Origin of the sequence: Kitasatospora sp. NPDC101235 (assembly GCF_044767505.1) — a bacterium.
Taxonomy (GTDB): Bacteria; Actinomycetota; Actinomycetes; order Streptomycetales; family Streptomycetaceae; genus Kitasatospora.
This window is the reverse complement of the sequence record NZ_JBIWNZ010000009.1, coordinates 68,960-81,758: the sequence shown is the minus strand read 5'-3', so window position 1 is coordinate 81,758 and position 12,799 is coordinate 68,960. Positions and strand designations below refer to the sequence as shown.

The following is a 12,799-nucleotide window of genomic DNA, read 5'->3' as shown; positions in this document are numbered from 1 at the left end:
CCTTCCGTACGCGTCCCTGATGCCGTGCGGACGACGCGCGCTCAGGCCTCCGGCGACTCCGGGGGCTCCGGAGCCTCCGCTTCCCAGAGGTCCGCGAACATCCGGTCCAGGTGCTCCTCCCCGATCGGCGGGACCGGCAGCGGGTGGGTGGCCTGGGCGCGGAAGCCGTCGAGCAGGAGGGCGAGGTAGCGGCGCCAGAGGTCGGAACGCAGCTCGGTGGCGGCGGGCAGGGCCCGGCAGAGCGGGCCGAGCAGGAAGAGCAGGTCCATGGTGACCACGTCGCGGCGCATGGTGCCCTGCTCCTGGGCGCGGGCGATCAGGGCGCCGACGGTGACTGCGTGCCGGCGGCTGATCTCGATCATTCCGGGGATGGTCGGGATGGCCTGGCTGACCAGGTCGTTGATGCCCCGGTCGGCGGCGACCAGCTCGAAGATCCACGCGAAGTACCGTTCGAGGCCGCTCCAGGCGTCCTGGGCGGCGAGCGCTTCCTCACCCGCGGCGGCCAGGCCGTCCCCGGCGTCCGCGAACACCTCGCCGATCAGCGCCTCGCGGGTCGGGAAGTGCCGGTAGAGGGTGGCGTTGCCGACGCCGGCCTCCTTGGCGATCTGGTCCAACGGTACGTCCAGGCCGTGTCGGGAGAACATGTCGCGGGCGGCGGCGAGCAGCAGGTCACGGTTGCGCTGCGCGTCCCGCCGGAGCCGCCCCGGGGGGTTCGCGCTGCGCGGTGGTGCCATGCCCCGACCCTAGCAAGCGCCGGACACATGCACCCGGCACCACCCACCGCCCCCCGCCGAGGCGCTCAACTACCCTGTGGGATCGACGAGATGGACGGCATGCAGGCAGGAAGGGGGCAGCGGGACGATGGCCACGGTGACGGAGCTGCGGTACTACCCGGTGAAGGGGTGCGCCGGGGTGACGGCCGCACAGGCGGAGCTCACCCGGGCCGGGCTCGCCCATGACCGGGCGTTCATGGTGGTGGACGAGGAGGGCGTGTTCCGCTCCCAGCGCCGGGACCCGGCACTGGCCGCCGTCCGCCCGGTGGTGTCGGAGGACGGCCGTCGACTGACCCTGGCCGCCGCGGGGGTGGAGCCGGTGTCGGTGACGGTGGACACCGAGGGCCCGCGCCGCGAGGTGCGGCTGTTCGGTGCGCCGTTCCTCGGCATCGACCAGGGCGGGGAGGCGGCCGGCTGGCTCTCCGAGGTGCTGGGCGTGCGCAGCCGGCTGGTCCGGGTGCCACCGGAGCACGACCGGGTGACCGACGGGCTGACGCCGGGCACCTCGGGCTACGCGGACAGCTGTGCCGTGCACCTGGTGTCGCGTTCCTCGCTGGAGCGCTTCAACGAGCTTTCCGGCGCTCAGCCGCTGCCGATGGACCGCTTCCGCCCGAACCTGGTGGTGGACGGCTGGACCGAGCCGCACACCGAGGACCTGGCCCGCCGGATCGAGGTGGGCGGGGCCGAACTGGGCTACGCCAAGCTCGCGATCCGCTGCGCCGTGACGATGGTGGACCAGTCCTGCGGCGCCAAGGCGGGCCCGGAGCCGCTGCGCACGCTGGCCCGGTACCGCCGGGCGACGGCCGGCGGGGTGGCGTTCGGCAGCAAGTTCGCGGTGCTGAGGCCCGGCACGCTGCGGGTGGGGGACGAGCTGGCGGTGGGCGCCTGGGGGCCGTCCGAGCTCTGAGCCCGGCGCGGCCGCTGCGGCCGCACGGCGGTGACCTCGGCGGGGAAGTGCGCCGGGGCCACCGTCGTGTGGGGAGTGCCCCGGGCCGGGGTCGGTCCCGGGAGGGCCGGCCGGCGATCGACCGGCGCTCAGCAGACGGTCGGCCGGTGGTCGGCGACGGTCAACGGACGGTCGGCCGGTACGCGGTGAGCACTCAGCAGGTCTGGTCGATCAGGTAGAACGTGGCGTAGTGGTCGCCGGTGTAGTAGTCCTCCTGGTAGGCCTGGCCGGTCACGATCCGGCGGGCGCCGCGGGTCGGGGAGCCCGGGGTGATGACGGTGTACTCGTGGTAGTAGCCGTAGTACTCGCCGGGGAGGACGCCCTCCCGGTTCTGGAAGACCACGCCGTCCTGGGAGTAGGGGAACGGTCCGCCGGAGGCGATCAGGTTGAGGGTGTCGGTGGCCTGCGACGGGAGGGCGGAGAGGCAGACCGAGCCGCTCACGTCGGCGTGCGCGTCGGTGGCGACGGCGACCGGGGCGAGGGTCATCAGGGCGACGGCGGTGACAGCGGCTGCGCGGGACTTCCACGCGCGTAGAGTGCGAGTCATGTCCACCAGTGTGGCGAGACACCGTCAACTCCGGAAGTCCTCCGGAAAACTATTAATCAGTGAGTAACTACCCTTTACCTGTGGCGACTTGAGCCGTACTCCGGCCTGGGCGCCCGCTCCCCGAAGCCGCCCGCGAACCGCCCACGAACCACCTGCCCGGCACGGGGATCGACCGTCATCGAACTCGTGTCGGGGACGCCCCGCCCGGCCGTCCGGGCGCTCCCCGCACCCGGGCCACGCCCCCACCGCGCCCCACCGCGCTCCCGACCACGCCCCGACCGTGCCGCATGGAGTGCCGCGTAGAGTGGCGGATCACGGCGGGCCGGAACGATCTCTGACAGGGGTGGGCATGGGTACGGGCTCGGGCGCGGCACTGACGGCCCACCAGCTGATCGGTCTGCTGGTCGACCCGGGAGGTTTCCGCAGCTGGGACGAGCCGCCCACCGTCGACCGGACCGACCCCGGCTACCGCGCCTCGCTCGACCGCGCCCAGGAGCGCACCGGCCTGGACGAGGCCGTCCTCACCGGCGTCGGCCTGGTCGACGGCCGGCCGGTCGCCCTCATCACCTCCGAATTCGGCTTCCTCGGCGGCTCCATCGGCGTCGCCACCGCCGAGCGGATCACCCGCGCCGTCGAACGCGCCACCGCCGAGCGGCTGCCGCTGCTCGCCCTGCCGGTCTCCGGCGGGACGCGGATGCAGGAGGGATCGGCGGCCTTCCTCTGCATGCTGCGGATCACCGCTGCCGTCCAGACGCACCGCGCGGCCGGCCTCCCCTATCTCACCTATCTGCGCAACCCCACCATGGGCGGCGTCTTCGCCTCCTGGGGCACGCTCGGTCAGCTGGTCCTCGCCGAGCCGGACGCCCGGCTCGGCTTCCTCGGGCCGCGCGTGTACGAGGAGCTGCGCGGCGTGGAGCTGCCGCCGGACGTCCAGCGGGCCGAGACGCTCGCCGGTCGGGGACTGGTGGACGCCGTCGTACCGCCGCAGGAGCTGCGCGAGCTGCTCCGCCGTACGCTCGCCGTCCTCACCGCCGCACCGCCGTCCCCTTCCACGGATCCCACGGCTCCCGCGGACCCCCCGGTGTCCACGGACCCCGCGACCGCTCCCGAGCCCGCTCCGGCCGCCCCCGGCCACCCCGACGCCTGGGACTCCGTGCGCCGCACCCGTCGCCCCGACCGTCCGGGCGCCCGCGAGCTGCTGCGGCACACCGCGGAGGAGCTGGTGCTGCTGGACGCCCCCGGCGGGCGCGGCGGCGCACTGGTCCGGGCGCTGGCCGTGCTCGGCGGGCGGCCCGTGGTGGTCGTCGGCCAGCAGCGGCAGACCCCCGAGCACGAGCGCCCCTTCACCACCGCCGACCTGCGGGCCGTACGGCGCACCGCGCGCCTGGCCGAGCAGCTCGGGCTGCCACTGGTCACCGTGGTGGACACGGCCGGCGCCGAGCTCTCCGCCCAGGCCGAACTGGACGGCATCGCGGTGGAGATCGCGCACTGCCTGACCACCCTGCTCGCGCTGCGCACGCCCGTCCTGGCCGTGCTGCTCGGCCAGGGCTCGGGCGGCGGGGCGCTCGCGCTGCTCCCGGCGGACCGGGTGATCGCCGCCGAGCACGCCTGGCTGGCGCCGCTGCCGCCGGAGGGCGCCTCGGCGATCGTCCACCGGGACGGTGCGCACGCCGCCGAGCTGGCCCGCTCCCAGGGAATCGGGGCGCACCACCTGGCCGAGGTCGGGCTGGTCGACGAGGTGGTCCCGGAGCAGCCGGACGCCGCCGAGGAGCCGGAGGCCTTCTGTGCCCGGCTCGGGCACGCGGTCGGGGCGGCGCTCGGCGCCCTGGCGGCGGCCACCGAAGCGGACCGACTCGCGGACCGGGCCGTCCGGCACCGGCGGCTGGGCGACCTGCACCGGCCGTCCACCGCGACGGTGTGGCGCCGGTCTCAGATACGGGGTTGATCGTCTGTACCCACCGTGTTCCGGCCGGTCCCGGCGCGTGACGCCCGCCGAACCGAAACGGTGAGTGCGCTCACAGCCGTTCAGGGCCCACGGCGGCCGGTAGTAGACGCCCCGGCACGACCGACCGGCCCCGTGCACCTCGCGTTTGCCCAGCTCAGCGCCGGTCGAAGCATCCCGCACGAGGCGGCCCGTCGAATCCACGGCGGGCCCTTGTGTACGACCGCGGGTCGTAACGAGGGGGTCTTGGCGACGGCCCATCCGGTCTGCCAACAATGGCTTCCATCGCCAGCCGCACCGGCACCTGTCCCGCCGGTGAGTGGCTCACTGCCGAATCACGCCCCGCGACCGCCCGGCCCCTGTCCGACCGCGGTCCGAGGCGGGGTGTGACCGGCCCAACCCGATTGAGGTCTTCTTCTTCATGCCCGCTTCCAAGCTCCGTATGCGCACCTCCGCCGCCGTCCTCGCCGGCACCGCCGGTCTGACCGCCCTGGGCGCGGGTGTGCTGCCCGCCACCGCGAACGCCGCCACCCTCTCCCCGAAGGCCATCGCCGCCCAGATCGTCCCGGCCAACCAGCTGGCGTCCTTCAACCAGATCATCTCCCACGAGTCCAGCTGGAACGTGACCGCGACCAACCCGAGCTCGGGCGCGTACGGCCTGGCCCAGGCGCTGCCGGGCTCCAAGATGGCCTCCGCGGGTGCGGACTGGCGGACCAACCCGACCACCCAGATCAAGTGGGCGCTGGACTACATGAACACCCGCTACGGCAGCCCGAACGCCGCCTGGGCCTTCTGGCAGACCCACCACTGGTACTAAGCCGGCCATCGGCTCACCGACTCCGCCCGCCACCTGACCACTCCCCCTCACCCCGGGGGTCGGACAGGGACCACCGGGGTGCCCGGCAGGGCCCGGACCCGCGCGACCCGCGTGGTCCGGGCCCTGTCGTGGTTCTCCGGCCGGCACGGCTCGCGGCTCCCGGCCGGCACGGCTCGCGGCTCCCCGGGCGGCACGGCTCGTGGACTACGGCTCGCCGGTGAGCCCGAGCAGCTCGCGCATCCGCGCGTACTTGGCGGCCAGCCGCTCGGCGGTCGCCGGATCCAGCGTGGCGAGGCGGGCCGGATCGGAGTTGTGCGCCAAGTCCGCGCGCTTGACCAGCAGCGCGCCCGGCGTGGCCAGGATGCGCGCGGTGTATTCCTCGACCGGCTCGTCCGGGCGCCGGGTGAGCGCGTCCACGATCGCCTTGGTCTCCTCCGGCAGCGCGGCCCCGGCCAGCCACTCCCGGCTCAGCCGGTCGTCCTCGACGGTGTCGTGCAGCCAGCCCGCCGCGATCTGCGCCGCGCTGCCGCCGCGCGCCGCCGTCCCCCGGGCGACCGCCGCGATGTGCTCGCCGTACGGGTGGCCGTTCTTGTCCACCTGCCCTTGGTGGGCCCGGCGCGCGATCGCCTCCACCTCGGACAGGCTCAGGTACTGGTCCTCCATCGGCTCATCGTAGGCCCGGGCGGTCGGGCCCGCTCCGGGCGGTCGCTCCGGGCGGTCGGTCCGGGTGGCGTGCCCGCGACAGGCCCGTTGATCGCCTCGCCGGCGGCCCCTGGTTTACTGCCCCGGGGGTTCATGGGCTTCGGGGGGTCACCGAGCTCGGGAGTCGACGCCCCCGACGGGAGACCCCCGTCGCACCCGGCAGATCCGTCCGAGCGATCCGAGGCACCATGCCAGCCCTACAGCCCCTGCTGTCCGCCTTCGCACCGATCTGGGCGCTCACCGGCGCCGGCTACGCCGTCGGCCGCACCGGGCTGCTCGGGCCGCAGGCCGAGACGGTGCTCAACCGGTTCGTCTTCCACGTGGCGATGCCCGCCGCGCTGTTCCTGATGATCGCCCGCACCCCGCTGGACCGCTTCGCCAACGCCTCGATGCTCGCCTTCACGGCCGGCACCGTGGTCGCGATCGGCCTCGGGCTGCTCGCGGGGCGGCTGTTGTTCCACCGCAAGCCCGGCGAACTGGCCGTCGGCGCGATGGCCTCCGGCTACGTCAACTCGGCCAACCTCGGCATCCCGGTGACCATGCAGGTCCTGGGCGACGCCTCCTTCGTGGCACCCGTGGTGCTGTTCCAGATCCTGGTGGTCACCCCCGCCGTCCTGGCCGTCCTGGACGGCGGCGCGGCCGGCCGCCGGGCGCTGCTCACCCTGCCCGTCCGCAACCCGATCCTGCTGGCCACCGCACTGGGCGCCATCGCCTCGGCGACCGGTGTGCACCTGCCTGCCGAGCTGAATCGTTCCTGCGAACTGCTCGGCGGCGCCGGCGTCCCGACCGCGCTGATCACCCTCGGCATCTCACTGCACAACCGCCCTCCGGCGGACGGCCGTCCGCGCCGCGCCGAGGTCGGGCTGACCGTCGCGCTCAAGACCCTGGTCCAGCCGCTGGTCGCACTCGCCGTGGCCGGACCGCTGCTCCACCTGCCCGCGCACCAACTCCTCACCGTGGTGCTGTTCTCCGCGCTGCCCACCGCCCAGAACGTGTACACCTACGCCCGCGAATACCAGCAGGGCACCGCCCTCGCCCGGGACGCGGTGCTCTGGTCGACGCTGGTGTCGATGGCCACGCTGTCGGTGATCAGCTGGACCCTCGGGCCCGCGTAGCCCGCGTAGCCCGTTTCGTTTCCCGGTGGTCACTGCTTCCTGGCACCCGCCACCACCCCGGTCATGGCCGCCAGGAAACGCCGGGCCGTCTCCAGCTCGCCCGGCTCGAACTCCCGCATGGCCGCGACCAGATCACCGATCAGCCCACCGAAGAAGCCCTCCCCCAGCTCCATCGCCCGCTCCTCCACCAGCAGTCGCACCCGGCGCCGGTCCTGCGGGTCCCGCTCGCGCCGGATCAGGCCGAGCCGCTCCAGCCGGTCCACCAGACCGGTGGTGCCCGCCGAGTTCAGCCCCAGCGCCTCGCCGAGTCGGCCCGGGGTGACCACCTCCCCGCCCCTGGCCGCGTCCAGCAGGTGGATCAGCGCCCGCAGATCGGTCGGATGCAGACCGTTACGGGCCGCGAACTCGGCGCCGAACAGGTCAAGTTCGACCGTCAGACCACGCAGCAGATGGATCAGCCGCATCGGCTCGGCAACCTCGGACACCCTGTCGTCCTTCCTCGGGTAGGGCATGGGGAGCTATTCTCTCGCTCAGCGAGATACTTGTTCAACGTCATACGTGTTCATCGAGTGGTTCAGCCGACTCGGCCGCCATCACACCACACCCGCGGAGGTTCTCATGTCCGCCCGCACCGCCCCCTTCCTCGCCGCCTACGACGCCCTGCTCGCCCGCTGGCCCGTCCCGGCCGAGGCGCTCATTGTCCGCACCGCCCACGGCACCACCCGCATCAACGCCTGCGGCCCCGCCGACGGCCGCCCGCTCGTCCTGCTCCACGGCGGCGGCGCCACCTCCACCATGTGGTTCGCCAACGCCGGCGCCTGGGCCGAGGCCGGACACCGCGTCCTCGCCGTCGACCTCATCGGCGACCCCGGCCGCAGCGTCCACGACGGTGCCGCGCTCGACGGCGTCCCCGGCCTGCTCGGCTGGCTGGACGCCGTCCTCGACGGGCTCGGCGTCCCGCAGGCCGACTTCTGCGGACACTCGTACGGCGGCTGGATCGCCCTGGAGTACGCCCTGCACGCCCCCGCCCGGGTCGGCCGGCTCGCCCTGCTCGACCCCACCCAGTGCTTCGCCGGCTTCCGCCCCGGCTACCTGCTGCGCGCCCTCCCCCTCTTCCTCCCCCACCGCACCCCGGCCCGCGCCGGCTCCTACCTCGACTGGGAAACCGGCAGCACCCCCCGACTCGACCCCGGCTGGCGCGAGCTGTACGCCCTCGGCTACGCCGACTTCCCCGCCTCCCGCGTCGTCACCGGCCCCCGCCCCTCTCCCGAGCGCCTCCGCACCCTCACCACCCCCGTCCTCACCCTCCTCGCCGCCCACAGCCGCACCCACGACCCCCACCACATCGCCAGAGTCGCCCGCCGCACCCTCCCCGCAGCAGAAGTCGCCGTCCTCCCGGGCGCCTCCCACCACAACCTCCCCATGGCCGCCGCCCGGGAGCTCAACCCCCGCCTCACCACCTTCCTCACCCCCACCCGCCACCCCTGACCACGCCTCCCCCACCTACCCGCACGGGAAGTCGGCCCGCCCGACTTCCCACGTCGCACCCCACCGGCCCCGCAGGGAGAGGGCACGCCGTACATCCCCACCCGGGACGCCCACCCCATCGGCACCTGCAATCAGCCGGGCCTGCCGCACCAGCGACAGGCCCGCGCCGCCACATGCGCAGCAACCAGCACCGCACTGCACGCACGAAAAGTCAGCCCAACCGCCCAACCCGACTCCTCGCCCCACAGGATTCGACGACACATCGGCGAGACCGACCTCCTGCGGGCAAGAGCCGTCCGGGCGGCAGGATGCGGGGCGCTGTTCCGGAGGGAACGGGCGGCTCCTCGAAACTGACAGGGGTGTACGGCCGCGCCATGGACCGGCCACAGCTACCCGGCGCCCTCGGGACCACTGCTCAGGAGACCACTGCTCAGGAGCCAGGGCGTCCGAGCAGACCCGGAGTGAAGGCGAAGCGAAGGTCCGGTTCGGTCCGACCTCACGGACGGCCTTCGCCCAGCGCCTCCTCCCGGGCTGGACCGAGGCGGAACCCGCGGCCTGGCAGGGGCGGCTCCGCTCGGCGGCTCAGCGACCTACCGCACGACGTTCCCCGTCCGGTAGCCGTGCGTGACCACCGGGGCCGACGGCGTCACCGGTGGACTCAGTAGATCAGGTAGCCGGGGCGGTGCCCTTCGTCGTCGATCTCCCCGGTGGCCTGGGTCCGCAGTTTGCGGGACAGTTCCTCCAGGGCCCGGGAGGCCGCGACCTCCTCGCCGATCCTGGCGAGCGGGCGGTCGTCCGCGCTCTTCACGGACTCGCCGTGCGCGCTCAGGCCGGGCGCCCTCGCGCCGGTCAGCCTGGCCTCACACGCCGTGTGCACGCCGTCTTCCTCGAAGCTCAGTTCCACGTCCCATTGGTTGTGCATGCCACACCTCCTGGCGGCGGCCCCCGTCGCGCCTGTCCGGACCGGCACGGACGGTGACCCGTGGCGGCCGCTCACACCAGCGTGCGCCTGCCCCGCCGATGGCGGCAAGCGCTGCCGGAAGGCCCGGTGCCCGCCACGCCGCACGCGTGTCGTGCGATCGGCTCGGGTACCGGCCCGGCGGTAGGCTGACGGGAGCGCCCGCGACGGCCGACCCACCTCTCGGACCCGTCGGCGCGGCACGGGCAGCGACAACCTGGTGGTCCCTCCGTGGCGGTCTTCCTCCTCGCTCTCAGTGCGGCCTGCTGTCTGGGGCTCGGCTTCGTCCTCCAGCAGCACGCGGCGCAGCAAGCCCCGCGTTCCGATCTGCTGCGCTGGCGGCTGCTGCTGGACCTGATGCGGATGCCGCAGTGGCTTCTCGGCACCGGGTTCATGGTCAGCGGTCTGATCCTCTCGGCGCTCGCGCTCAACCAGGGCGAGGTGTCGCTGGTCGAGCCGCTGCTGGCCACCAATCTGATCTTCGCCATGGCACTGGCCCGGGTGCTGACCCGTCAGACCCTGGGCCGCTCCGGCTGGGCCGGGGTGCTGCTGCTGGCCCTCGGGGTGACGGCCTTCATCGTGGCCGGACAGCCGACCGGCGGCGGGCCACCCGCCGGGGAGCTGCGGCACTGGCTGGTGGTCGGCACCGTGGTCGGGCTGGTCCTGCTGCTGGTCTCGCTGGCCCGGCGGCTGCCACTGTTCGAGGAGGCGACCCTGCTGGCGCTCGCCGCCGGACTGCTCTACGGCCTCCAGGACGCGCTGACCCGGACCACCACCCAGCGCCTCGACCACGACGGCCTGACGGCGGTGCTGCGCAGCTGGCAGCCGTACGCGGTGGTGGTGGCGGGTGTGGTCGGGCTGCTGCTGGTGCAGAGCGCCTTCGAGGCCGCGCCGCTGCGGATGTCCCTGCCGGCGCTGACCGCCGCCCAGCCGGTGGCCGGGATCGCCTGCGCGGTGGGCTTCCTCGGCGACCGGCTGCAGGTGACCCCGGGGGCGCTGGCCTGGCAGGCGGCCGGGCTGCTGGCGATCGTGATCGGGGTGATCGTGATCGGACGCCATCCGGCGATGCCCGGGACCGTCCGCGACACCCTGGAGAGCATCGGGACGTTGCCGGAGGACGAACCGGGGAAGAAGTCCGAGGACGTGCCGGGGGACAGGCCGACGGGCGGGTCCGAGGAGAACGGCCGCCCCGGGAGCAACGCTTAGGCCCCGATGTGCCGGAGCGCACAGGCGGGTGCCGTGGCCGGCGGGCGGGCCTGCCCCGGCCGCCGGTAAGACCTGCTGGCCGGCCCCGAGGAGCGGCTTACGCACTGTGCGCCGGTTCCGGTTCGACGGCCGTGCTGTCCGCTCGGGCCGTGCTCCCCCGGAGACGGTCCATCTCGCGCCACTCGGGGCGCAGCCCGGCCAGGGTCGTGGTCGCGAAGTACAGGGCTCCGCCCACGATCAGGCTGGGTATCAGTCCGACCAGGGCGACCGCCGCGCCGGCGACCAGCCCGCCGAGCGGGATGCCGGCCCAGGCCAGGGAGTCGCCGAGGGCGTGGACGCGGCCCAGCAGGTGGCGGGGCACCCGCTCGAAGAGCACCGCTCCGATGATCGGGTTGAGGAAGCCGGAGCCGAAGCCGCTGATCGCGACGACCGTGAACACCAGCCACATCGGCGCGCCGAGGGCAAGCACCAGGAAGCGGGGCGCGCCGCACAGCAGGAAGCCGGTGAAGAAGACCGTCCGGCGGGGCAGCCGGGAGGCGACGGCCGCCGCGATCAGGCTGCCGACGACCGCGGTGGCACCCATGACGGCGGCGAGCAGGCCGATGGCGGCCGGTCCGTTGCCGGACTCCCGCGCCCAGACCGGGACGAGAACGGTGGTGAACCCGGCGTCGATCAGGTTGGTGATGCCGATCATCACGATCACGGTGAGCAGCAGCGGCTCGGATCGCAGGAAGGTGAAGCCCTCACGGAACATCCGCCAGTAGCCCGCGGGCGGCTCCTGTTCGGACGGATCGGTGGCCGCGGCGGGCACGGCCGAGCGCCCCATGCCGTGCGGGAGCGCGATCGCGATGATCAGCGACCCGAGCGCGAAGGTGCCCGCGTTGATCGCCAGGCCGGCCAGCGGGCCGATCAGGGCGACCAGCCCGCCGCCGACCGCCGGGCCGATGGTGGAGGCCAACCGCTCGGTGACGCCCGACAGCCCGGTGGCGCGTTCCATCGGCACCCGGGCGTGGTCGGCGGCCTCCGGGACCATGACGGACTTGGCCAGGTCCCCCGGGCCGCGCATCGCCCCGATCACCGCGACCATCACCAGCAGCACCCAGAACGGGAGCAGCCCCTGCGCGTGCAGCAGCGGGACCAGCCCGGCCGCGACGGCGCTGACCGCGTCCGTCGTCCAGGACACCACGCGCGGCCCGAGCCGGTCCACTAACGGCCCGGTCAGCGCCTTGACCGCCACGTACGGCGCCATCTCGGCGAACGCGACCAGGCCCGTCATGGTGGCACTGCCGGTGGTGGCCAGGACGAACCAGGGCAGGGCGATGGCCGAGACGCGCGTGCCGGTCACGGAGACGGCCGTGGCGGTCAGTACCCCGGCCAGCGGCCGGAAGCTGCGCCCGGACGGGGCGACGACGGTGGTGGTCATGCGGTTTCCCCCTCGCTCGTGGTGGTCGCGTCCGGCAGGACGTGGACGACGACGGAGACCTGCTCGGTGCCCTCCGGGGCGGGCCCGCCGTGGTCGATCCGCCGGTAGCGCCGGATCACCTCGAACAGTTCGCCGGTCAGCTGCTCGGCCTCGGCGGGCGTGAGCTGCAGTCCCTGGTCGCTGAGGTCCGTCACCCGGCGCCAGTCGCGCGGCATGGTCTCGAAGGCGTCCAGCGTGCGCTGGGCCGCCAGGGTGTGCGCGGCCAGGACGGACCGCAGGAAGCCGGCGGCCGTCTCGGGCTCCTCGTCCGCCATGTCGTCCCCCGTCCAGACGGTCATCCGGTGGGCCGAACGCCACCACCGCTCACGGGCGTTGCCGCGTTCCTCGTCCTCCTCGACGAAGCCCGCGGCTGCGAGCTGGCGCAGGTGGTAGCTGGTGGCTCCGGAGTTCAGCCCCAGCTGCGCGGCGAGCCTCGTCGCCGTGGACGGGCCGTGCTTGCGCAGCAGTCCGACCAACTGCATGCGCACGGGGTGCGCCATCGCCCGCATGTTCTTGGCGGTGATGGCGACGTGCGGGTCGTCGCTGTGCTTCCAGCCGCGTTCTTCGGTCATGGCAGGAGACTAGAACCCCAAAGGGTTCTTTGCAAAGGTTTTTTTGCGAAGAACTCTTTGGGGTTGCTCGCCATGGAGGAGACCGCCGCTCCCGGCCCCGCCGGTCGGCGGGTGTCCGGCCGGCCGCTCGGCGGGGCTCCCGGAGCGGACCGCGACCCGGAGCAGGATTGTCACCCGGGCGGCCGAGGCGCAGGCTGGCAGGAAGGGCCCGGAAGGCGGCCCACCCCGTTCGGCTGCGGATTCGATGACGGCCGCCGGGGAGCACGAGGGG

Annotated in this window: 13 protein-coding genes; 6 read left to right on the top strand and 7 right to left on the bottom strand. The window is 73.9% G+C overall.

Going from position 1 to position 12,799, the window contains the following annotated elements:
• Window positions 1–41: 41 nt before the first annotated feature.
• Window positions 42–734, bottom strand: coding sequence for a TetR/AcrR family transcriptional regulator (locus ACIRRH_RS17310; protein ID WP_403067556.1), 693 nt, complete (start codon window positions 732–734; stop codon window positions 42–44).
• Between the two features lie 127 nt (window positions 735–861).
• Here ACIRRH_RS17310 and ACIRRH_RS17305 point away from each other — a divergent pair, with 127 nt between their 5' ends.
• Window positions 862–1,680: an MOSC domain-containing protein gene (locus ACIRRH_RS17305; RefSeq protein WP_403067554.1), complete on the top strand. Its 819-nt coding sequence runs from the start codon at window positions 862–864 to the stop codon at window positions 1,678–1,680.
• Window positions 1,681–1,873: 193 nt separating this feature from the next.
• Here the strand turns inward: ACIRRH_RS17305 and ACIRRH_RS17300 are convergent, their stop codons facing one another.
• Complete coding sequence (locus ACIRRH_RS17300) at window positions 1,874–2,206, bottom strand: ribonuclease domain-containing protein (protein ID WP_403067936.1); 333 nt, start codon at window positions 2,204–2,206, stop codon at window positions 1,874–1,876.
• 409 nt (window positions 2,207–2,615) lie between these two features.
• On the opposite strand from ACIRRH_RS17300, the gene ACIRRH_RS17295 reads away from it, so the two are divergent.
• Together ACIRRH_RS17295 and ACIRRH_RS17290 are read left to right on the top strand one after the other, a co-directional pair.
• Window positions 2,616–4,211, top strand: a complete 1,596-nt coding sequence (locus tag ACIRRH_RS17295) for a carboxyl transferase domain-containing protein (RefSeq protein ID WP_403067552.1) — start codon at window positions 2,616–2,618, stop codon at window positions 4,209–4,211.
• Between the two features lie 418 nt (window positions 4,212–4,629).
• Window positions 4,630–5,025, top strand: a complete 396-nt coding sequence (locus ACIRRH_RS17290; protein ID WP_403067550.1) for a transglycosylase SLT domain-containing protein — start codon at window positions 4,630–4,632, stop codon at window positions 5,023–5,025.
• 204 nt (window positions 5,026–5,229) lie between these two features.
• On the opposite strand, the gene ACIRRH_RS17285 is transcribed toward ACIRRH_RS17290, so the two are convergent.
• Window positions 5,230–5,688 (bottom strand): HD domain-containing protein, encoded by a 459-nt coding sequence (locus tag ACIRRH_RS17285; protein ID WP_224282703.1) that lies wholly within the window; start codon window positions 5,686–5,688, stop codon window positions 5,230–5,232.
• Window positions 5,689–5,915: 227 nt separating this feature from the next.
• Between ACIRRH_RS17285 and ACIRRH_RS17280 the strand changes: the two genes are divergently transcribed.
• Entirely contained in the window at window positions 5,916–6,842 is a 927-nt protein-coding gene (locus ACIRRH_RS17280) for an AEC family transporter (RefSeq protein WP_403067548.1), read from the top strand.
• Window positions 6,843–6,871: 29 nt separating this feature from the next.
• Here the strand turns inward: ACIRRH_RS17280 and ACIRRH_RS17275 are convergent, their stop codons facing one another.
• A complete protein-coding gene (locus ACIRRH_RS17275; protein ID WP_403067546.1) occupies window positions 6,872–7,327 on the bottom strand; it encodes a MarR family winged helix-turn-helix transcriptional regulator in 456 nt (151 codons plus the stop codon).
• Between the two features lie 133 nt (window positions 7,328–7,460).
• Between ACIRRH_RS17275 and ACIRRH_RS17270 the strand changes: the two genes are divergently transcribed.
• Entirely contained in the window at window positions 7,461–8,330 is an 870-nt protein-coding gene (locus tag ACIRRH_RS17270) for an alpha/beta fold hydrolase (protein ID WP_403067544.1), read from the top strand.
• A 658-nt stretch (window positions 8,331–8,988) separates the two neighbouring features.
• Here the strand turns inward: ACIRRH_RS17270 and ACIRRH_RS17265 are convergent.
• Window positions 8,989–9,252, bottom strand: coding sequence for a dsRBD fold-containing protein (locus ACIRRH_RS17265; RefSeq protein ID WP_224282700.1), 264 nt, complete (start codon window positions 9,250–9,252; stop codon window positions 8,989–8,991).
• Between the two features lie 267 nt (window positions 9,253–9,519).
• Here ACIRRH_RS17265 and ACIRRH_RS17260 point away from each other — a divergent pair, with 267 nt between their 5' ends.
• Entirely contained in the window at window positions 9,520–10,494 is a 975-nt protein-coding gene (locus ACIRRH_RS17260) for a DMT family transporter (protein WP_403067542.1), read from the top strand.
• Window positions 10,495–10,591: 97 nt separating this feature from the next.
• Here the strand turns inward: ACIRRH_RS17260 and ACIRRH_RS17255 are convergent, their stop codons facing one another.
• Together ACIRRH_RS17255 and ACIRRH_RS17250 are read right to left on the bottom strand one after the other, a co-directional pair.
• Window positions 10,592–11,917: an MFS transporter gene (locus ACIRRH_RS17255; RefSeq protein ID WP_403067540.1), complete on the bottom strand. Its 1,326-nt coding sequence runs from the start codon at window positions 11,915–11,917 to the stop codon at window positions 10,592–10,594.
• On the bottom strand, window positions 11,914–12,528 hold the full coding sequence (locus ACIRRH_RS17250; protein ID WP_403067538.1) for an ArsR/SmtB family transcription factor: 615 nt from the start codon (window positions 12,526–12,528) through the stop codon (window positions 11,914–11,916). Before ACIRRH_RS17250 ends, ACIRRH_RS17255 begins: the two co-directional genes overlap by 4 nt.
• Between the last annotated feature and the right edge of the window lie 271 nt (window positions 12,529–12,799).